Origin of the sequence: Micrococcus sp. GPGPB33, from assembly GCF_037853785.1 — a bacterium.
In the GTDB taxonomy this organism is placed as follows: domain Bacteria; phylum Actinomycetota; class Actinomycetes; order Actinomycetales; family Micrococcaceae; genus Micrococcus; species Micrococcus luteus.
The window spans coordinates 2,345,817-2,365,387 of record NZ_JAQMWO010000002.1; the positions used below are offsets into that span (position 1 = coordinate 2,345,817).

At 73.1% G+C, this 19,571-nt stretch carries 15 protein-coding genes and 1 pseudogene; all 16 read right to left on the minus strand.

Annotated features, from left to right (window positions below):
- Nucleotides 1–7 precede the first annotated feature (7 nt).
- The 16 genes and pseudogenes from gltX to ilvD all read right to left on the minus strand — a co-directional run bounded on the left by gltX (nucleotide 8) and on the right by ilvD (nucleotide 19,485).
- Entirely contained in the window at nucleotides 8–1,585 is a 1,578-nt protein-coding gene (gene gltX / locus POD19_RS11125) for a glutamate--tRNA ligase (RefSeq protein ID WP_041103182.1), read from the minus strand.
- 50 nt (nucleotides 1,586–1,635) lie between these two features.
- A complete protein-coding gene (locus POD19_RS11130) occupies nucleotides 1,636–2,430 on the minus strand; it encodes a fumarylacetoacetate hydrolase family protein (protein WP_036338067.1) in 795 nt (264 codons plus the stop codon).
- Nucleotides 2,431–2,618: 188 nt separating this feature from the next.
- Entirely contained in the window at nucleotides 2,619–2,864 is a 246-nt protein-coding gene (locus tag POD19_RS11135; RefSeq protein WP_069941574.1) for a YbdD/YjiX family protein, read from the minus strand.
- Between the two features lies 1 nt (nucleotide 2,865).
- Nucleotides 2,866–5,127, minus strand: a complete 2,262-nt coding sequence (locus POD19_RS11140; RefSeq protein ID WP_144818332.1) for a carbon starvation CstA family protein — start codon at nucleotides 5,125–5,127, stop codon at nucleotides 2,866–2,868.
- A 25-nt stretch (nucleotides 5,128–5,152) separates the two neighbouring features.
- Entirely contained in the window at nucleotides 5,153–6,202 is a 1,050-nt protein-coding gene (locus POD19_RS11145) for a branched-chain amino acid aminotransferase (protein ID WP_069941579.1), read from the minus strand.
- A 187-nt stretch (nucleotides 6,203–6,389) separates the two neighbouring features.
- Nucleotides 6,390–7,466, minus strand: a complete 1,077-nt coding sequence (locus tag POD19_RS11150; protein WP_144818330.1) for a 3-isopropylmalate dehydrogenase — start codon at nucleotides 7,464–7,466, stop codon at nucleotides 6,390–6,392.
- A gap of 71 nt (nucleotides 7,467–7,537) precedes the next feature.
- The gene (gene metG, locus POD19_RS11155) at nucleotides 7,538–9,163 is read right to left on the minus strand and encodes a methionine--tRNA ligase (protein ID WP_063190343.1); all 1,626 of its coding nucleotides are present in this window, start codon (nucleotides 9,161–9,163) and stop codon (nucleotides 7,538–7,540) included.
- Nucleotides 9,156–9,668 carry a hypothetical protein gene (locus tag POD19_RS11160; protein ID WP_257997770.1) on the minus strand — a complete coding sequence of 171 codons (513 nt, stop codon included), beginning with the start codon at nucleotides 9,666–9,668 and terminating at the stop codon, nucleotides 9,156–9,158. Before POD19_RS11160 ends, metG begins: the two co-directional genes overlap by 8 nt.
- Nucleotides 9,632–10,015: a hypothetical protein gene (locus POD19_RS11165; protein WP_241252039.1), complete on the minus strand. Its 384-nt coding sequence runs from the start codon at nucleotides 10,013–10,015 to the stop codon at nucleotides 9,632–9,634. Before POD19_RS11165 ends, POD19_RS11160 begins: the two co-directional genes overlap by 37 nt.
- Nucleotides 10,016–10,079: 64 nt before the next feature.
- Nucleotides 10,080–11,674: pseudogene (serA, locus tag POD19_RS11170) on the minus strand (phosphoglycerate dehydrogenase).
- Nucleotides 11,675–11,823: 149 nt separating this feature from the next.
- The gene (ilvC, locus tag POD19_RS11175; RefSeq protein WP_010078979.1) at nucleotides 11,824–12,855 is read right to left on the minus strand and encodes a ketol-acid reductoisomerase; all 1,032 of its coding nucleotides are present in this window, start codon (nucleotides 12,853–12,855) and stop codon (nucleotides 11,824–11,826) included.
- A gap of 35 nt (nucleotides 12,856–12,890) precedes the next feature.
- Nucleotides 12,891–13,400, minus strand: a complete 510-nt coding sequence (ilvN, locus tag POD19_RS11180; protein WP_002854209.1) for an acetolactate synthase small subunit — start codon at nucleotides 13,398–13,400, stop codon at nucleotides 12,891–12,893.
- 12 nt (nucleotides 13,401–13,412) lie between these two features.
- Nucleotides 13,413–15,314: an acetolactate synthase large subunit gene (locus POD19_RS11185; protein WP_340309472.1), complete on the minus strand. Its 1,902-nt coding sequence runs from the start codon at nucleotides 15,312–15,314 to the stop codon at nucleotides 13,413–13,415.
- Between the two features lie 290 nt (nucleotides 15,315–15,604).
- Nucleotides 15,605–16,825 (minus strand): N-acetylglucosamine-6-phosphate deacetylase, encoded by a 1,221-nt coding sequence (locus tag POD19_RS11190; RefSeq protein ID WP_340309473.1) that lies wholly within the window; start codon nucleotides 16,823–16,825, stop codon nucleotides 15,605–15,607.
- A gap of 43 nt (nucleotides 16,826–16,868) precedes the next feature.
- Nucleotides 16,869–17,654, minus strand: coding sequence for a glucosamine-6-phosphate deaminase (gene nagB, locus POD19_RS11195; RefSeq protein WP_063190340.1), 786 nt, complete (start codon nucleotides 17,652–17,654; stop codon nucleotides 16,869–16,871).
- A gap of 103 nt (nucleotides 17,655–17,757) precedes the next feature.
- Nucleotides 17,758–19,485, minus strand: coding sequence for a dihydroxy-acid dehydratase (gene ilvD / locus POD19_RS11200; RefSeq protein WP_340309474.1), 1,728 nt, complete (start codon nucleotides 19,483–19,485; stop codon nucleotides 17,758–17,760).
- Nucleotides 19,486–19,571 lie beyond the last annotated feature (86 nt).

The window sequence follows — 19,571 nt, forward strand, 5'->3', positions numbered from 1 at the left end:
CCCCGGCTCATGCGTCGGCGGGCTGGTCCTGGTCCAGGCCCTGTTCCGCGGCGAAGCGGTCCAGACGGGCGAGCGCGGAGTCCCGGCCCAGGATCTCGAGCGACTCGAAGAGCGGCGGGGACACCTTGCGGCCGGTCACCGCGACGCGCACCGGGCCGAACGCCTGGCGCGGCTTGAGGCCCAGGCCGTCGATGAGGGCGGCCCGCAGCGCCGCCTCGATGCGCTCGGTGGTGAACTCGTCCTCGGGCAGGGCGGCCAGCGCCTCCCGGGCCGCGGCGACGGCGGCGCCCAGGTCCGCCGGCATGCCCTTGAGGGCGCCTTCGGCGGTCCGGACGTCCCGGTCCGCCGTGAAGAGGAAGGTGAGCATCTCGACGGCCTCACCGAGCAGCTGCACGCGCTCCTGCACGAGCGGGGCCGCGGCGGTGAGGACCTCCATCTCCCGCTCCGTCAGGTGCTCGCCCACGAGGCCGGCCGCGTGCAGGTAGGGCACGAGACGGTCACGGAAGTCGGCCACGTCGAGCATGCGCACGTGCGTGCCGTTGATCGCGATCGCCTTCTTCTCGTCGAAGCGGGCGGGGTTGGCCAGCACCTTGTGCACGTCGAAGTGCTCCACGAACTGCTGCGGGGTGAAGATGTCCTCGTCCGCGGAGAGGGACCAGCCCAGCAGGCCGAGGTAGTTCAGCAGGCCCTCCGGGATGAAGCCGTTGTCCCGGTGCAGGAACAGGTTGGCCTGCGGATCGCGCTTGGACAGCTTCTTGTTGCCCTCGCCCATCACGTAGGGCAGGTGGCCGAACACCGGCATGTACCGGGCGACGCCGATCGCGTGCAGGGCGCGGTAGAGCGCGATCTGGCGCGGAGTGGACGAGAGCAGGTCCTCGCCGCGCAGCACGTGGGTGATGCCCATGAGCGCGTCGTCCACCGGGTTCACGAGGGTGTACAGCGGCGACCCGTCCGCGCGGACCACCACGAAGTCCGGCACGGAGCCGGCCTTGAAGGTGATCTCCCCGCGCACCAGGTCGGTGAAGGTGATGTCCTCGTCCGGCATGCGCAGCCGCCAGACCGGCGCGCGGCCCTCGGCCTCGAAGGCGGCGATCTGCTCGTCCGTGAGGTCACGGTCGTGGCCGTCGTAGCCCAGCTTGGGGTCGCGGCCGGCGGCCCGGTGACGGGCCTCGGTCTCCTCGGGGCTCGAGTAGGACGGGTAGATGTATCCGCCGGCCTTGAGCTTCTCGATCACGTCCGCGTAGATCTCCCCACGCTGGGACTGACGGTATGGCTCGTGCGGACCGCCGACCTCGACGCCCTCGTCCCAGTCGATCCCGAGCCAGCGCATCGCCTCGAGCAGCTGCTGGTAGGACTCCTCCGAATCGCGCTTGGCATCCGTGTCCTCGATGCGGAACACGAGGGTGCCGCCGGTGTGCCGCGCCCAGCCCCAGTTGAACAGGACGGTGCGGATCAGCCCCACGTGGGGGGTGCCGGTGGGCGAGGGGGCGAAGCGCACGCGCACGGGGGTCTCGGCGTCCACCTGGGGGACGTCGGCGAAGGGGGCGGGGGCGTTCTCGGACACGGGGGCGGTGGCGTCAGTCATGATGCCCCGAGTCTACGCGGGGGCCCGGACGGCGTAGTCGGGCGCCTGCGTCAGCGGCGGAAGACGGTGGCCAGGACGCCGATCCCCTCGACCTCGGCCTCGACGCGCTGGCCCTCCTGGACCGTCCCGACCCCGCCCGGGGTGCCGGTCAGGATCACGTCGCCGGGCAGGAGGGTGAACATCTCCGAGGCCGCGGCCACGAGCTCGCGGACGCCGAAGACCATGTCCGCCGTCGTGCCGTCCTGGCGGGTCTCGCCGTCGAGCCGGGACGTGATGCGCAGGCCGCCGGCCGGCTCCACGTCCAGCTCGGTCTCGATCCACGGGCCCAGCGGGCAGGCGCCGTCGAAGCCCTTGGCGCGGGCCCACTGCAGGTCGGTGCGCTGGGCGTCGCGGGCGGTGAGGTCGTTGCCCACGGTGTAGCCGAACACGACGTCGTCCACGCGGCTCACCGGCACGTCCTTGCAGATGGTGCCGATGACGACGGCGAGCTCGGCCTCGTAGGAGACCTCGTCCGACCAGCTCGGCAGGGTCACGGGCTCGTTCGGACCCACGACGGCGGTGTTCGGCTTGAGGAAGAACTGCGGCGAGGCGGGGACCTCGTTGCCGAGCTCCTTCGCGTGGTCGGCCCAGTTGCGGCCGACGCCCACGATCTTCGAACGCGGGATGATCGGGGCCACGAGACGCACGTCCTCGAGGCGGTGGGTGGTGCCGGTGGGCTGGATCCCGTGGAAGAACGGGTCGCCCTGCAGGGCGGTGATGCTCAGCTCGGCGGGGTCGGCGTCGGCCGGGCCCTCCACGATGCCGTAGGTCGGTTCGGCCTGGTCCACGAAACGGGCGATGCGCATGGGGGTCAGCGTAATGGGTGAGCGGCGGTCGCCGTCGCCGGACACCCACTCGATGCCAGCCCCGCTGACGCCGCGAACCAGACGATTCGGCCGCGGCGGACGGCCTGAGGCGACCGATTCGTCTGGCTCGCGGGCGGATTCGTCTGGCTCAGCGCGGCGCGGTGCGGAGCGGGGCGGGTCCAGGCCGCTCAGCAGCAGCGGCTGCCCGGATTGGCCTCCTGGCGCGCGTACTCGGCCCGCCAGAACTCCCGCTCGGTCATCGGCGCGCGTTCCGGATGGTGCGCCCGGTGGTGGGCCACGTACGCGTCGTACTTCCCCTCGCCGGAGAGCTGGCGGACCCACCAGCGCGCCCGGGCCCACACGCTGGGCCGAGACGGGCCGGCCGGGCCCTCCGCGGAGGAGGGCCCGGCCGGCGTCGCGCGCGGATCGGCCACGTCAGTGACCCCGCACCGGCTGCCGGTCCGCCGGCAGCGCGTCCCACTTCCGCTGCAGCTCCTTCTCCTCGGCCGTGGCGAACAGCCCGGCCGGGGCGAAGCGCTGCGAGGGCACGTACGGGTCCTGGTGGTCGATGACCTCGGTGCCGCGGAAGGCGCGCACCGTGGCGAGCACCGACGTCGTGATGACGATCAGCGCCAACACCAGGAAGACGACGGAGAGCGTGCCCTGGATGAAGGTGTTGCGGACCACGGCCTCCATGGCCGGCACGGACTTCGCGGCGCCGAAGCTCGTCTTCCCCGCCGCCAGCGCGTCCTGGAACGCGCGATGCTGCGCCCAGTAGCCCACCGCCGGGATGGAGGAGAAGATCTTCTGGAACGACGCCACGGTGGTGACCACGGTGATGAACGCCAGCGGCAGCGCCACGATCCACAGGCCCCGGAAGTCCCGGCGGCGCGCGACGATCGTCAGGACGACGGCGAGCGCGATCGCCGCGAGCAGCTGGTTGGCGATGCCGAACAGCGGGAACAGCGTGTTGATGCCGCCCAGCGGATCGGTGACGCCCATGATCAGCACGGCGCCCCACGCGGCCACCATGATAGCCGTGCAGACCCACGCGCCCACGCGCCACGAGGTGTCCTTGAAGCGCGGGACCACGTTGCCCAGGGAGTCCTGGAGCATGAACCGGGCCACGCGGGTGCCGGCGTCGACGGCGGTGAGGATGAACAGCGCCTCGAACATGATCGCGAAGTGGTACCAGAAGCCCATGAGCGCGTCGCCGCCCACGAGCTGGCCCATGATGTGCGCCAGGCCGACCGCGAGGGTGGGGGCGCCGCCGGTGCGGGAGACCACGGTCTCCTCGCCCACGAGGTCGGCCAGGTGGGTCAGGTCCCCGGGGGTGAGGTTCACGCCGGCCAGGCCGAGGCCCATGACGAAGTCGACGGCGGTCTCCGGGGTGCCGCCGGTGAGGGCGGCCGGGGAGTTCATGGCGAAGTAGATGCCGCGGTCGAGCGAGACGGCGGCCACGAGCGCCATGATGGCCACGAAGGCCTCCATGAGCATGCCGCCGTAGCCGATGAAGCGGGTCTGCCGCTCCTTCTCCACCATCTTGGGCGTCGTGCCCGAGGCGATCAGCGCGTGGAAGCCGGAGAGCGCACCGCACGCGATGGTGACGAACAGGAACGGGAACAGCGAACCGGGCCACACCGGGCCGGTCTGGCCCGAGGCGAACTCGGAGAACGCGGGGGTGCCGATGCGCGGCTGCACGACGACGATGGCCAGCGCGAGACCGGCGATCACGCCGATCTTCATGAAGGTGGACAGGTAGTCGCGCGGCGCGAGCAGCAGCCACACGGGGAGCACGGCCGCGACGAACCCGTAGATGATCACGGCCCAGGCGATGGTGGTGCGGTCCAGGGTGAACAGGGCCGCGCCCCACTCGGTCCCGGCCACCCAGCCGCCGCCGATGATGGCCGCCAGGAGCAGGACGAACCCGATCACGGAGATCTCGGTGATGCGGCCCGGGCGGATCCAGCGCAGGTACACGCCCATGAAGAGCGCGATCGGGATGGTCATGGCCACGGAGAACACGCCCCACGGGGACTCGCCCAGGGCGTTGACCACCACGAGGGCCAGGATGGCCGTGATGATCACCATGATCAGCAGGGTCGCGACGATCGCGGCGGTGCCCCCGACGCGGCCCAGCTCGTCCCGGGCCATCTGGCCGAGCGAGCGGCCGCCGCGGCGCATCGAGAAGAACAGGACGAGGTAGTCCTGGACCGCGCCGGCCAGGATCACGCCGACGATGATCCAGATGGTGCCGGGCAGGTAGCCCATCTGCGCGGCGAGCACGGGGCCCACGAGCGGACCGGCGCCGGCGATGGCCGCGAAGTGGTGGCCGTAGAGCACGCGGCGGTCGGTGGCCACGTAGTCCCGGCCGTCGGCCCGGTACTCGGCCGGGGTGGCGCGGGTGTCGTCCGGGTGGACGATCATGCGCTCGACGTACTTCGAGTAGAAGCGGTAGCCGATCGCGAACGTCGCCACGGCGGCGAACACGAACCAGATCGCGTTGATCGTCTCGCCGCGGTGCAGGGCGAGCATGGTCCAGGCGACGCCGCCGAGCAGGGCGACGGCCACCCAGACGGCGATCTTCGCGGGCGTCCAGCGGGGCCGGCCGGCGGCCTCGGTGGGCGGGAGGTCTTCCGGCGTCGTGGCCGGGAGTGGGGCGCCCTCGGCGGCCGCGGAGGAGCGGTGCGAGCTCACGGGGGTCTCCGTTCGTGGGGTGGGGTCAGACGAGGCGGTGCAGCCAGCCGTGGCGGTCCTCGACGCGCCCGGTCTGGATGCCCTCGAGCTCGGTGCGGATCTTCAGGGCCACGTCGGCCCCGCCGGCGGACTCGATCACGTCGTCGCCGTCGAGCAGACGGCCGATCGGGGTCACGACGGCGGCGGTGCCGCACGCGAAGACCTCGGTGATCTCGCCCGAGCGGACGCCCTCGGCCCACTCGGCGAGGGTGACGCGACGCTCCTCGACGGTCAGGCCCATGTCCCGGCCGAGCTGGAGGATCGAGGAGCGGGTGACGCCCTCGAGGATCGTGCCGGTGAGCGCCGGGGTGACGAGGCGGCCGTCGGCGTGCACGAAGAACACGTTCATGCCGCCGAGCTCCTCGATCGCGTCGTCGTGGTACTGGTCGAGGAACACGACCTGGTCGGCGCCCTTCGCCGCGGCCTGCAGCTGGGGCAGCAGCGAGGCGGCGTAGTTGCCGCCGGTCTTGGCCGCGCCCGTGCCGCCCTTGCCGGCGCGGGCGTAGTCACGCGAGACCCAGATGGTCACCGGCTTGAGCTCGCCGCCGAAGTAGTTGCCGGCCGGCGAGGCGATCACCATGTACCGCACCTGCCGGGCCGGGCGGACGCCGAGGAACGCCTCGGAGGCGAACATGAAGGGGCGCAGGTAGAGGGACTGGCCCGGGCCGGTGGGCACCCAGGCCCGGTCCGCCTCGAGCTGGGCCTGCAGCGAGCCGAGGAACAGCTCCTCGGGCAGCTCCGGCAGGGCCAGGCGGCGGGCGGAGCGGTTCAGGCGGGCCGCGTTGGCCTCGGGGCGGAACGTCCACACCGACCCGTCCTCGTGCCGGTAGGCCTTCAGGCCCTCGAAGATCTCCTGGCCGTAGTGCAGCACGGCGGCCGCGGGGTCCAGGGACAGCGGGCCGTAGGGCTCCACGCGGGCGTCATGCCACGCGCCGCCGTCCTCGTCCCAGGTCCAGTCGATCGAGACCATGTGGTCCGTGAAGACGTTGCCGAAACCGGGGTCCTGGAGGATCTCGACGCGCTGCTGATCGGACATCGGGGACAGATGTGGTTGCCGCGTGAACACGGTCTCGGACACGGTGGGATCACTCCTCGTGACGGGTGACGGATGGGGACGGCTCCGGTGCCGGGCACGACGCGCGGGGGCCACGGCGCCGGGCGTGGCACACGCCACAGGCCGTCGCCCCATCCTAGACCCGGCGTCGACGCGCCGGGCCCGCGCGTCAGACCCGCGCGGCGACGTCGGCGCCCACCTCGGCGGTGGTGCCCCGCGCGCCGTCCACCCGGTCCTTCAGGTGCGCCCACACCGCGGTGCGCACGCGCGCCGCGGCGCCGGTCTCGCCCACGTGCTCGAGCAGCAGGGCGGCGGAGAGGATGGCGGCCACGGGGTCGGCGATCCCCTGGCCCGCGATGTCCGGAGCGGAGCCGTGGACCGGCTCGAACATCGACGGCGCCGTGCCCTCGACGTTGATGTTGCCGGAGGCGGCGAGCCCGATGCCGCCGGTCACGGCCGCGGCGAGGTCCGTGATGATGTCCCCGAACAGGTTGTCCGTCACGATCACGTCGAAGCGGGCCGGGTCCGTCGCCAGGAAGATCATGGCGGCGTCGACGTGCATGTAGTCCCAGGTGACCGCGGGGAAGTCGGCCGCCACGGACTCCACGGTGCGGCGCCACAGGTGGCCGGCGTGGACCAGGACGTTGTGCTTGTGCACGAGCGTGAGGCGCTTGCGCTCGCCCGCGTCGGCGCGACGGAAGGCGTCCTCGACGACGCGGCGCACGCCGAACGCCGTGTTCACGGAGACCTCCGTGGCGATCTCGTGCGGGGTGTCCACGCGGATCGCACCGCCGTTGCCCACGTACGGCCCCTCCGTGCCCTCGCGCACCACGGTGAAGTCGATCTCGCCGGGCGCGGCCAGGGGGCTGACGGCGCCGGGCAGCAGGGTGGCCGGGCGCAGGTTCACGCCGTGGTCCAGCGCGAAGCGCAGCTTGAGCAGCATGCCGCGCTCGATCAGCCCGGACGGGATGCGCTCGTCCCCGGGCGCGGCGCCGACGGCCCCGAACAGGATCGCGTCGTGGCGGCGAAGGGACTCGAGGACCTCGTCCGTGAGCGCCTCGCCGGTCTCGAGCCAGTGCTCCGCACCCAGCGGATACGGGGTGAGCCGGGCCTCCGGACGCCCCTCGGCACGCAGCGCCGCCTGCAGGACGGCGGCGGCCTGGTCGGTGACCTCGGGGCCGATGCCGTCGCCGCCGATGACGGAGATGTCCAAGGGGTCTGCGGAGCTGCGTGTGGTCTCGGTCATGGCCCTCAGGCTACGCGCGGCACGCGTGAGGACCACATCGTGTGACACCCGGTCTCACCCTCCGGACGGACTCAGTCCTCGGCGGGCTCCTCGTGCCGCGGGAAGACCGGCTGCGGGGCGGGCAGCGGGGTGCCGGGGACCAGGTCCTCGTGGAACGCGGCGAAGGACCGCGGGCCGGTGCCGGACGCGCCGGTGCGGCCGGCGTCGCCCTCGGCGGGGACGCCGAGCAGGTCCAGCAGCCGCGAGGCCGAGCCGGGCATCACCGGCTGCGCGAGCAGGGCCACCCGGCGCACGGCCTGCAACGTCACGTACAGCACCGTGCGCATGCGCGGCTCGTCCGTCTTGCGCAGCACCCACGGGGCCTGGTCCGCGAAGTAGGCGTTGATCTCACCGAGCACGCGCCAGGTCTCCTCGAGCGCGTCGTGGAAGTCCTGCACCGCGTACGCGGACCGGGAGCGCTCCAGCAGGGCGTCGACCTGGGCCAGGACGGCGCGGTCCGCCTCGGTGAACTCGCCCGGCTCGGGCACGGCGGCGCCGCAGTTCTTGGCCACCATGGACAGCGAGCGCTGGGCGAGGTTGCCGAGGTTGTTGGCCAGGTCCGCGTTCTTGCGGCTCACCACGGCCTCGTGGCTGTAGGAACCGTCCGCGCCGAACGGGAACTCGCGCAGCAGGAAGAAGCGAATGGCGTCCAGGCCGTACCGGGCCACCCATTCCCGCGGGTGCACCACGTTGCCCAGGGACTTGGACATCTTGGCCCCGTTGTTGTTCAGGAAGCCATGGATCATGACGCGGCGCGGCAGCTCGAGGCCGGCCGACATGAGGAACGCGGGCCAGAAGATGCAGTGGAACCGGGAGATGTCCTTGCCGATCACGTGCAGGTCCGCCGGCCAGTAGCGCGCGAACGCCTCCGGGTCCTCCGCCGGCCAGCCCGCGCCGGTGAGGTAGTTCGTCAACGCGTCGACCCAGACGTAGGTGACGTGGTCGGCGCGCCGGTCGGCGTCGGCGGCGTCGGGGTCCGCGGGCGCCGGCAGGTCGATGCCCCACTGGAAGGAGGTCCGGGAGATGGACAGGTCCTCGAGCCCGGCCTCCACGAAGCGGATGACCTCGTTGAAGCGGTACCGGGGGGCGGCGAAGTCCGGGTGCTCGCGGTAGTGGTCCAGCAGCGGCTGCTGGTACTTGGACAGGCGGAAGAAGTAGGACTCCTCCTCCGTCCACGTCACCTCGGTGCCGGTCTCGACGGCGCGGCGCACCCCGTCCTGACCCACCTCGGTCTCGTCCTCGCCGAAGTAGCGTTCGTCCCGCACGGAGTACCAGCCGGCGTAGGAGCCGAGGTAGATGTCCCCGTTGGCCTCCATCCGCCGCCAGATCTCGCGGACGGCCTCGGCGTGGTCCGTGTCCGTGGTGCGGATGAAGCGGTCGTAGGAGATGTCCAGGACGTCGTCGTCCATCTCCTTGAAGACGGCGGCGTTGCGCGTGGCCAGCTCGAGGGCGCTCACGCCCTGCTGCTGCGCCGTCTGCTCCATCTTCTGGCCGTGCTCGTCCGTGCCGGTCAGGAAGCGCACATCCCGCCCGTCGAGCCGCTGGAAGCGGGCCATCGCGTCCGAGGCGATGTACTCGTAGGCGTGGCCGATGTGCGGCTCGCCGTTCGGGTAGGAGATGGCCGTGGTCAGGTAGTACGGGGCGCGGGCGTCAGTCACAGTCGTCGAGTCTAGCCGCGGGGCCGGGGCCCGCGCCGAGGACGACGTCGTCCGCGCCGGCGTCCGGGACGCCGTCGGCGGTCACCTGCAGATGGCCCGGCGCAGGCCGCAGGTGGAGGTGGGCCCACGGGGCCACCACGAGCACGGACGCCCCGATCATCTCGGTCAGCTCCTCCGCGTGGGTCGCCACGTGGTAGGCCAGGGTGCTGCGCCCGATCCCGAAGACGAGCGGCACCGCCTCGAGGACGATCGCGCCGAAGAAGAACACCGCGCCGCCCGCCACCGTCAGCGCTCGGGTCCGGCGGGGCAGGGCGACGGTGCACAGCGCGAGCAGCCCGAGGACGACGATCGCGGCCGGCGCGCCGAGGATCAGCCACTGGAACGCGGGCAGCGGGTTCTCCCCCGCGAACGGCAGAACCTCCCACAGCTGGCCGGCCTGCTCGTGGAGCTGCGTCGATTCGTCCAGGCTCATGGGGCCGCCAGCAGGGCCGCGGGGGTCAGCCACGCGAGCAGGCTCCGCCGCCGATCCGCCCCCAGCGCGCGGCGCACGAGACCCACCGTGGTGAAGCCCGCGGCCCCCAGCAGGAGCAGGCCCGAGCTCCACCACGCCGTGAGGTTGGCCTCGTGGTTCACGTCGAAGACCTCGCGCCACCACGGCACCTGCCGCGGGCCCAGCCCGAACACGAAGGGGAGGGCGAACGACCAGGCGGCGAGCAGGACACTGACGCCGATCAGCCCGCCCGCCGCGCGCCGGGCCCAGCGGCCCTGCACGCCCGGAGGCGTGGCGGGGCGGGCCGCTGCGGCGCGCGCGGTCGGGGCGGGTGCGGGGCGGGGCTCGGCTGGACGCGACATGGACACCATCTCAACACAGGGCGACGCGCGCCGGCCCCGCGTTGCCCGCCCGGGCGTCGACGGGTCAGACGGAGAGGTCCACCTCGGCCGCACGGGCGGCGCCGATGGCCGCGGCCAGCGTGGCCGCGGTGTCCCCGGAGAGGGCCCCGTCCAGGGTCAGTACGGCCAGGGCGGCGCGCTCGTCGTCGCGCGAGACGTCCATGCCGGCGATGTTCACGCCCTGCACCCCGAGGGCCTGGCCCAGGACGCCGATCACGCCCGGGCGGTCCTGGTAGGCGAACACGAGCAGGTGGTCGGCCAGCGGCACCTCGAGCTCGTGCCGGTCCACACCGACGAGCTTCTGCACCTGGCGCGGGCCGGTGAGCGTTCCGGTGACGGCGGTCTGGGTGCCCTGCGCGGTCGCGGCGCGCACCGTGACGGTGTTGCGGTAGGACTCGGACACCGCGGTGGTGGTGAGGCGGCACTCGACGCCGCGCTGCTCGGCCAGCACGGGGGCGTTCACGTAGGAGACCTGGTCCGAGACGATGTCCGTGAACACGCCCTTCAGGGCGGCCAGGCGCATCGCGGAGACGTCGTGCTCGGCGATCTCACCGGCGATCTCCACCTCGACGGCCGTGATGGACTGCTCGCCCACCAGCGCGGTGAGCACGCGGCCCAGCTTCTCGGCCAGCGGCAGACCGGGGCGCACGTCCTCGTGGATCGCGCCGCCGGCCACGTTCACGGCGTCCGGCACGAGCTCGCCGGAGAGGGCCAGGCGCACGGAGCCGGCGACGGCGACGCCCGCCTTCTCCTGGGCCTCGGCGGTCGAGGCGCCCAGGTGGGGGGTGACGACGGCGGAGTCGTGCGCGAAGAACGCCAGGTCCGTGGCCGGCTCGGAGCTGAAGACGTCGATGCCGGCGCCCCCGATGGTCCCGGCCTCGAGCGCGCGGGCGAGGGCGTCCTCGTCCACGAGGCCGCCGCGGGCCACGTTCACGATGATCGCGGTGTCCTTCATTTGGGCGAACTGCTCATCGCCGATCATGCCGACCGTCTCGGGGGTCTTGGGCATGTGGATCGTCACCACGTCGGCGCGCTCGAGCAGCTCGTCCAGCTCGACGAGGCTCGCGCCGAGCTGCTGCGCGCGGGCGGTGGTCACGTAGGGGTCGTAGGCGAGGATCTCCATGCCGAACGCCTTCATGCGCTCGGCCACGAGCGCGCCGATGCGGCCCAGGCCGATCACGCCCAGCCGCTTGCCGTAGAGCTCGACGCCCGTGTACTTCGAACGCTTCCACTCCCCGCCTTCAGCGAGCCGTGGGCGGCCGCGATGTTGCGGGCGGCGGCCAGGATGTGGCCGCAGGTGAGCTCGGCGGCGGAGATGATGTTCGACGTCGGCGCGTTGACGACCATGACGCCGGCCTCGGTGGCGGCGGGCACGTCCACGTTGTCCAGCCCGACGCCGGCGCGCGCGATGACCTTCAGCTGCGGCGCGGCGGCGATCGCCTCGGCGTCCATCTGGGTGGCCGAGCGGATCAGCACCGCGTCGACGTCGCGCAGGTCCTCGAGGAGTCGGGCGCGGTCGGCGCCGTCCGTGCGGCGGATCTCGAAGTCGGGGCCGAGGGCCTCGACGGTGGCGGGCGAGAGTTCCTCGGCGATCAGGACGACGGGCTGGGCTGCGCTCACGGGTGCTCCTGGAGGTGTGGTGCGGTGGGATGGGAGGCGGGCCGGCCCGCGCTCCGGTTCGAGCCTAGACGCGTGACCGGACCGTGGCCGGAATGCGACGCCGGCCCCGGAGCGCGATGCCCGGGGCCGGCGTCGGGGGCTCGGGCGGCTCAGCGGGCCGCCGTGCCCTCGGTGTAGTCGTCGTCCGCGTCCTTGAGCCAGGAGAACATCTGGCGCAGCTCGCGGCCGGTCTTCTCGATCGGGTGGGCCTCGCCCCGGGCGCGGAGCTCCTTGAACTCGGGCGCACCGGCCTTCTGGTCGTCCATGAAGCGCTGCGCGAAGGCGCCGGACTGGATGTCGGCGAGGACCGCCTTCATGTTCTCCTTCACGTCGGGGGTGATGACGCGGGGGCCGGAGACGTAGTCGCCGTACTCCGCGGTGTCGGAGATGGACCAGCGCTGCTTGGCGATGCCGCCCTCGACCATGAGGTCGACGATGAGCTTCAGCTCGTGCAGCACCTCGAAGTAGGCGATCTCGGGCTGGTAGCCGGCCTCGGTGAGGGTCTCGAAGCCGTACTGCACGAGCTGGGAGGCGCCGCCGCAGAGCACGGCCTGCTCGCCGAACAGGTCGGTCTCGGTCTCCTCGGTGAAGGTCGTCTCGATGACGCCGGCGCGGGTGCCGCCCACGGCCTTGGCGTAGGACAGGGCGAGGGCGTGGGCCTGGCCGGAGGCGTCCTTCTCGACGGCGATCAGCGCGGGCACGCCGCGGCCGGCCTCGAACTCGCGGCGCACCACGTGGCCCGGGCCCTTGGGGGCGACCAGGGCGACGTCGACGCCCTCGGGGGCCTGGATGTAGCCGAAGCGCACGTTGAAGCCGTGCGCGAAGAAGAGGGCGTCACCCTCCTGCAGGTTGCCGGCGATGTGCTGGTCGTACACGTCGGCCTGGACCTGGTCCGGGGTGAGGATCATGATCAGGTCGGCCTCGGCGGCGGCGGTGGCGACGTCGACGACGCGCAGGCCCTCGGCCTCGGCCTTGGCGCGGGACTTGGAGCCCTCGGCGAGGCCGATGCGCACGTCCACGCCGGAGTCGCGCAGCGACAGGGCGTGGGCGTGGCCCTGGGAGCCGTAGCCGATGACGGCCACGGTGCGGCCCTGGATGATCGACAGGTCGGCGTCGTCGTCGTAGAACTTCTTCACGGTCATGCTGTTCTCCTCACGGGATGGGTGGATCGGGACGGTCAGCGGGCCAGGGCGCGGTCGGTCATGGACCGCGGCCCCCGGGCGAGGGCGAGGGTGCCCGAGCGGACGAGCTCGCGCACACCGTAGGGCTCCATCATCTCGAGGAAGGCCTCGAGCTTGTCACGGGTGCCGGTGGCCTCGAGGGTCAGGGACTCCGGGGCCACGTCGACGACGTGGGCGCGGAACAGGTCGGCCGCCTGGACGACCTGGCCGCGGGTGGCCGCATCGGCGCGCACCTTCACGAGCAGGTGGTCGCGCTGAACGGAGGAGTCGGGCGTGAGCTCGACGACCTTGATCACGTTGATCAGCTTGTTCAGCTGCTTGGTGACCTGCTCGAGCAGGTCCGTGTCGGCGTCGACGACCACGGTGATCCGGGACAGGCCCTCGACCTCCGTGACGCCCACGGCCAGCGAGTGGATGTTGAACGCGCGCCGGGCGAAGAGGCCGGCCACGCGGGTCAGGGTGCCGGGCACGTCCTCGACGAGCACGGACAGGGTGTGGCGTTCCATCGGTTGCCCTCCTCAGTCTTCCTGGTCCCAGTCGGGCGTCATGTCCCGGGCCACCTGGATCGCGTCGTTGCTGACCCCCGCGGGGACCATCGGCCAGACCATGGCGTCACGGGAGACCACGAAGTCCACGATCACGGGGCGGTCGTCGATGGCGAGGGCCTGGCGGATGGTGTCGTCCAGGTCCTCCCGGCGGTCGCAGCGCAGGCCCGCGGCGCCGTAGGCGTCGGCGAGCTTGACGAAGTCCGGCACCCGGGCGGTGTCGTGGCCCGTGTTCAGGTCCGTGTTCGAGTAGCGCCCGTCGTAGAAGAGGGTCTGCCACTGGCGCACCATGCCCAGCGAGGAGTTGTTGATCACCGCGATCTTGATGGGGATGCGGTTGATCACGCACGTGGCGAGCTCCTGGTTGGTCATCTGGAAGCAGCCGTCGCCGTCGATGGCCCAGACCACGCGGTCGGGCTCGCCCACCTGCGCCCCCATCGCGGCGGGGACGGCGAAGCCCATCGTCCCGAGGCCGGCCGAGTTGAGCCACTGGCGCGGGCGCTCGTAGGCGACGAACTGGCTGACCCACATCTGGTGCTGGCCGACGCCGGCCACGTAGGTGGCCTCGGGGCCGGACAGGGCCGACAGACGCGAGATCACCTCCTGGGGCGCGAGGAGGCCGTCCTCGGTCTCGGTCCAGCCCATCGGGTAGGTCTCCTGCAGGCGCCGCAGCACCGCCCACCAGTCGGCGAGGTCGGGCAGCGCCTCGGTGTCCGTCGCGAGCTCGGCCACCAGGTCCGGGATGATCTCCTTGACGTGGCCGACGATCGGCACGTCCGCGGTGCGGTTCTTGGAGATCTCGGCCGGGTCGATGTCCGCGTGGATCACGCGGGCGCCGGGGGCGAACGAGGGCAGGTGACCGGTCACGCGGTCGTCGAAGCGGGCGCCGAGCGTGATCAGCAGGTCGGCCTGCTGGAGCGCGGCCACGGCGGGGACGCCGCCGTGCATGCCCGGCATGCCCAGGTGCTGGGGGTGCGAGTCGGGGAAGACGCCGCGGGCGGTGAGGGTGGTGACCACCGGGGCGCCCGTGAGCTCGGCGAGGGCGCGCAGCTCCTCGTGGGCCTCGCCGCGGGCCACGCCGCCGCCCACGTACAGCACGGGGCGCCGGGCCTCGCGGATCAGCCGGGCGGCCTCGCGGATCTGCCGGGGGTGGCCGCGCAGGACGGGGCGGTAGCCGGGCAGGTCGATCCGGGGCGGCCACGCGAACTCGAACTCGCCCTGCTGGGCGTCCTTGGTGACGTCCACGAGCACGGGCCCGGGCCGGCCCGTGGCGGCGATGTGGAACGCCTCGGCGAGGGCCTGGGGGACGTCCTCGGGCCGGGTCACGAGCCGGGAGTGCTTGGTGATGGGCATCGTGATGCCCACGATGTCCGCCTCCTGGAAGGCATCCGTGCCGATCGCGGCGGAGGAGACCTGGCCGGTGATGAACACGACCGCCTGGGAGTCCATGTGGGCGTCCGCGATGGCGGTCACCAGGTTGGTGGCGCCGGGACCGGAGGTGGCGATGGCCACGCCGACCTTGCCGGTGGCCAGGTGGTAGCCCTGCGCCGCGTGACCGGCACCCTGCTCGTGGCGCACCAGGATGTGGCGGATCCGATCGGAGTCCATGAGCGGGTCGTAGGTCGGCAGGATGGCGCCGCCGGGCAGCCCGAACACGTCCGTGACCCCCAGCTCCTCCAGGGAGCGGATGATGCCCTCGGAGCCGGTCATCCGGGTCGGCTCGACGCGGGAGCCCTCGCCGGGCACCCGCGGCTCGACGATCTCGGGCCGGGGGGCCGGACGGCGCTCCTGGACCCGGGCGGTCTCCGTCGGGTGGGAGGCCGGCGTCGGGACCTGCGGGACCGCCGCGCGGGCGTCGCGGGGGGTCGTGCTCATGGGGTCACCTCACTGCGTTCGTCGCTGCGTGTCCGTCGCGGGGGCGTCGGACGGTCGTCGTTCGGATCCGTCGGGCGTCGGGGACCGTGGCCGCGTCGATGACGGATCGGGCCGGCGTGGCGGAGTCTGAGGTGGGGACACGGGCCGCCGGGTCCTTCGGGGTGGTATCAGTATCGACAGCCGTGCGCCCCGTCCGCCATCGACCACCCGCCTGTCTCGCAATGTGAGATAAAGCGTCACATCGTGAGACGACCGGGCGGTCGGGGTCGAATCCCGGGCCTGAGCCCACCCTAGTCAGCCGCCGCGGTGGCGGCCGCCTTCACCCACGTTCCGTGACGGAGCACCCCGCGCACCTCGAGCTCCGGGCCGAGGACGACGGCGTCCGCTCGGCTCCCGACTCGGAGCCGGCCGACGTCGGGGAGCCCCAGGGCGTCCGCGGGCGCGGCCGTCGCCGCCCGCAGCGCGGCGTCGAGGTCGACCCCGGCGGCGACGGCGGAGCGCACCGAGCCGGCGACCGTGGCCGTGGACCCGGCGATGGCCCCGGCGGCCCCGTCTGCGCCGACCACCCGCGCGACGCCGTCGTGGACCCGGACCCGCAGCGGCCCGAGGGGGAACTCGCCGTCGCCGCAGCCGGCGGCGGCCATCGCGTCCGAGACGAGGATCCACCGCTCCCCGGCCTCCCGGGCGACCCGCCGCACCGTGGCCGCGTGCAGGTGGACGCCGTCCACGATGGTCTCGATCCCCACGCGCGGGTCCTCCAGCAGGGCGACGGCCGGCCCGGGCTCGCGGTGGTGGGCGGGCCGGCACGCGTTGTGCAGGTGCGTGGCCATCCGCGCGCCCGCCTCGATCGCCGCGCGCGTGGTCTCGTAGGAGGCGTCCGTGTGGCCGATCGCGACGACGACGCCCGCCTCCGCCAGCCGGCCCACCGCGTCGAGGGCCCCGGGCAGCTCGGGGGCCAGCGTGACCATCGCCAGGTGGCCCGCGCCGACCTCGACGAGGCGAGCGACGTCCTCGGGCTCCGGAGCCCGCAGCGACGCGGCCCGGTGTGCGCCGCGGTGCAGGGGCGAGAGCCAGGGACCCTCGAGGTGCACGCCGGCCAGCACCCCCTCCGCGCACAGGGGCGTCAGGGCCGTCAGCTGCGCCGCGAGCGCGTCGACCTCGTCCGTGACGATGGAGGCCACCACCGTGGTCGTGCCCGCACGGGCGTGGGCCGCGGCCGCCGCGCGTGCCGCGGCCGCGCCGGACTCGAAGGCGTGTCCGCCGCCGCCGTGGCAGTGCACGTCCACGCAGCCGGGAGCGAGGAGGGCGTCGCCGAGGTCGTGTACGGGGCCGTGGGTGCGCGGCGGGTCCCCGCCCCCGACGGCCACCACCCGGCCCTCGGCCAGGGCGATCCAGCCGGGGCCGCCGAGGCGCTCACCGTCATGGACGCGGTCCGCGCACAGCACCGACGGGGACGCGGCGGCCGGCGACGCCTGCTCGGCGCGCGGCCGGTGAGGGACCGAGGCGGGCACGGATGCACCTTCCGGGGTGGGCGGGTCGATGGACGAGGGGCGCTCAGAGGCCCTGCCAGGACGGCTTGGCCTCCCACATGTGGCGGTACTCCCCCGCGAGCTCGAGTCGCCCGGCGGCGGCCTCGTCCACGAGGACGGTCACATGCGGGTGCAGCTGCAGGGCCGTGACCGGCCAGCGCGCGCTCACGGGGCCCTCCACGAGCTGCCGCACCGCCTCGGCCTTGCCCTCGCCCCGGGCCAGCAGGACCAGGTGCCGGGCGTCGAGGATCGTGCCGACGCCCTGGGTGAGGCAGTGGGTAGGCACCTGGTCGAGGTCGCCGTCGAAGAAGCGGGCGTTGTCCCGCCGGGTCTGCTCGGCGAGCACCTTGATGCGCGTGCGGGAGGCGAGGGAGGAGCCGGGCTCGTTGAACGCGATGTGCCCGTCCGTGCCCACGCCGAGCAGCTGCACGTCCACGCCGCCGGCCTCACGCAGCGCCTCCTCGTAGGCGGCGCAGGCGCCCGGGACGTCCGCCGCCCCGCCGTCCGGACCGTGCACGGCCTCCGGGGCGATGTCCGTGCGCGCGACGAACTCCCGCTCGATCACGGTGCGGTAGGACTCGGGGTGTCCCGCGGGCAGGCCGACGTACTCGTCCAGCAGGAACGCGCGGCAGGAGCGCAGGGACAGCTCCCCGTCCCGGACCCGGCGGGCGAGCTCGTCGTAGACGGGCAGGGGCGAGGAACCGGTGGCCAGCCCCAGGACGGCCTCGGGACGGGCCGCCACGTGGGCGGCCACCGCGTCCGCGCCGTGCCGGCCCAGGGCGGCGGCGTCGGGCAGGATGACGACCTCCATCAGCGCGCCTCCCGCCCGGGACGCGGCGGGGTTCCCCCGGCCCGGGCGTCGGTCTCGTGCATGCTCATCCTCTGCTCGTCTCGGCGTGCGGGCCGACCGGCCCTCAGCCCAGGTAGGCGCCCTCGGCGGCCGAGTGCACCAGCTTGGCGTACTTGCCCAGCACGCCCGTGGTGAACTTCGGCTCCACCGGCTTCCAGGACTCGCGGCGGGCGGCGAGCTCGGCCTCGTCCACGAGCAGGTCCATGGTGCGTCCGGCGATGTCCACGCGGATGCGGTCGCCGTCCTGCACCAGCCCGATCGGCCCTCCCTCGGCGGCCTCGGGGGCGATGTGGCCGATGCACAGGCCGGTGGTGCCGCCGGAGAAGCGCCCGTCGGTGATCAGCAGGACGTCCTTGCCCAGACCCGCCCCCTTGATCGCGCCGGTGATCGCGAGCATCTCGCGCATGCCCGGACCGCCCTTCGGCCCCTCATAGCGGATGACCACCACGTCGCCGGCGGCGATGGTCCCGTCCTCGAGGGCGTCCATGGCGGCGCGCTCCCGGTCGAAGACGCGCGCGGTGCCCTCGAAGACGTCCGCATCGAAGCCGGCGGACTTCACGACAGCGCCCTCCGGGGCCAGCGAGCCGTGGAGGATCGCGATGCCGCCGTTGGGGTGCAGCGCGTCGTCCATGGTCCGGATGACCTTGCCGTCCACCGGGTCCGGATCGAGCGCGGCCAGGTTCTCGGCGAGGGTCTTGCCGGTGACGGTGAGGGTGTCCCCGTGCAGCAGGCCCTCGTCCAGCAGGGCCTTCATGACCACCGGGACGCCGCCGATGCGGTCCACGTCCGTCATGACGTACTGACCGAACGGCTTGAGGTCGGCGATGTGCGGGGTGCGGTCGGCGATGCGGTTGAAGTCGGACAGCTGCAGGTCCACGCCCGCCTCCCGGGCGATGGCGAGCAGGTGCAGCACGGCGTTGGTGGAGCCGCCGAACGCCATGGTCACGGCGATCGCGTTCTCGAACGCGGGCTTGGTCATGATGTCCCGGGCCGTGATGCCCTGGCGGAGCATGTTCACCACGGCCTCGCCGGAGCGGCGCGCGAAGGCGTCGCGGCGGCGGTCCGCGGAGGGGGCGGCGGCGGAACCGGGCAGGGACATGCCGAGGGCCTCACCGATGGAGGCCATGGTGTTGGCGGTGTACATGCCGCCGCAGGCGCCCTCACCCGGGGCGATGGACTTCTCGATGCGGAGCAGGTCCTCCTCGGACATGAGACCGCGGGCGCAGGCGCCGACCGCCTCGAAGGCGTCGATGATGGTCACCTGCCTCTCGGTGCCGTCGGTCAGGCGGGCCACGCCCGGCATGATCGAGCCGGCGTAGACGAACACGGACGCCAGGTCCAGGCGGGCGGCGGCCATGAGCATGCCCGGCAGCGACTTGTCGCAGCCGGCGAGCAGGACGGAGCCGTCCAGGCGCTCGGCCATCATCACGGTCTCCACCGAGTCCGCGATCACCTCGCGGGAGACGAGCGAGAAGTGCATGCCCTCGTGGCCCATGGAGATGCCGTCCGAGACGGAGACCGTGCCGAACTCCAGCGGATATCCGCCGGCGGCGTGGACGCCGTCCTTCGAGGCCTGGGCGAGGCGGTCCAGGGAGAGGTTGCAGGGAGTGATCTCGTTCCAGGACGACGCGATGCCGATCTGCGGCTTGCCGAAGTCCTCGTCCCCCATGCCGACCGCGCGGAGCATGCCGCGGGCGGCGGTGCGCTCCATCCCGTCGGTGACGTCGCGCGAGCGCGGCTTGATGTCGGGAGCGGCGGACGGGGTGCTGGGAGTCGACGCGGCGGAGTCCATGCCGCGGAGTCTAGTGAGCACGGCGCCACCGGGCCGACGCGACGTCCCCGTGTGACGGGTGCCGCAGCATGACACGCGCGGACGGG

Coding starts and splice junctions, on each gene's coding strand:
- gltX (WP_041103182.1), bottom strand. CDS start 1,585: ATGACTGACGCCACCGCCCCCGTGTCCGAGAACGCCCCCGCCCCCTTC.
- POD19_RS11130 (WP_036338067.1), bottom strand. CDS start 2,430: ATGCGCATCGCCCGTTTCGTGGACCAGGCCGAACCGACCTACGGCATC.
- POD19_RS11145 (WP_069941579.1), bottom strand. CDS start 6,202: ATGTCCGATCAGCAGCGCGTCGAGATCCTCCAGGACCCCGGTTTCGGC.
- POD19_RS11150 (WP_144818330.1), bottom strand. CDS start 7,466: ATGACCGAGACCACACGCAGCTCCGCAGACCCCTTGGACATCTCCGTC.
- POD19_RS11165 (WP_241252039.1), bottom strand. CDS start 10,015: ATGTCGCGTCCAGCCGAGCCCCGCCCCGCACCCGCCCCGACCGCGCGC.
- ilvC (WP_010078979.1), bottom strand. CDS start 12,855: ATGACCGTGAAGAAGTTCTACGACGACGACGCCGACCTGTCGATCATC.
- ilvN (WP_002854209.1), bottom strand. CDS start 13,400: ATGGAACGCCACACCCTGTCCGTGCTCGTCGAGGACGTGCCCGGCACC.
- POD19_RS11185 (WP_340309472.1), bottom strand. CDS start 15,314: ATGAGCACGACCCCCCGCGACGCCCGCGCGGCGGTCCCGCAGGTCCCG.
- nagB (WP_063190340.1), bottom strand. CDS start 17,654: ATGGAGGTCGTCATCCTGCCCGACGCCGCCGCCCTGGGCCGGCACGGC.
- ilvD (WP_340309474.1), bottom strand. CDS start 19,485: ATGGACTCCGCCGCGTCGACTCCCAGCACCCCGTCCGCCGCTCCCGAC.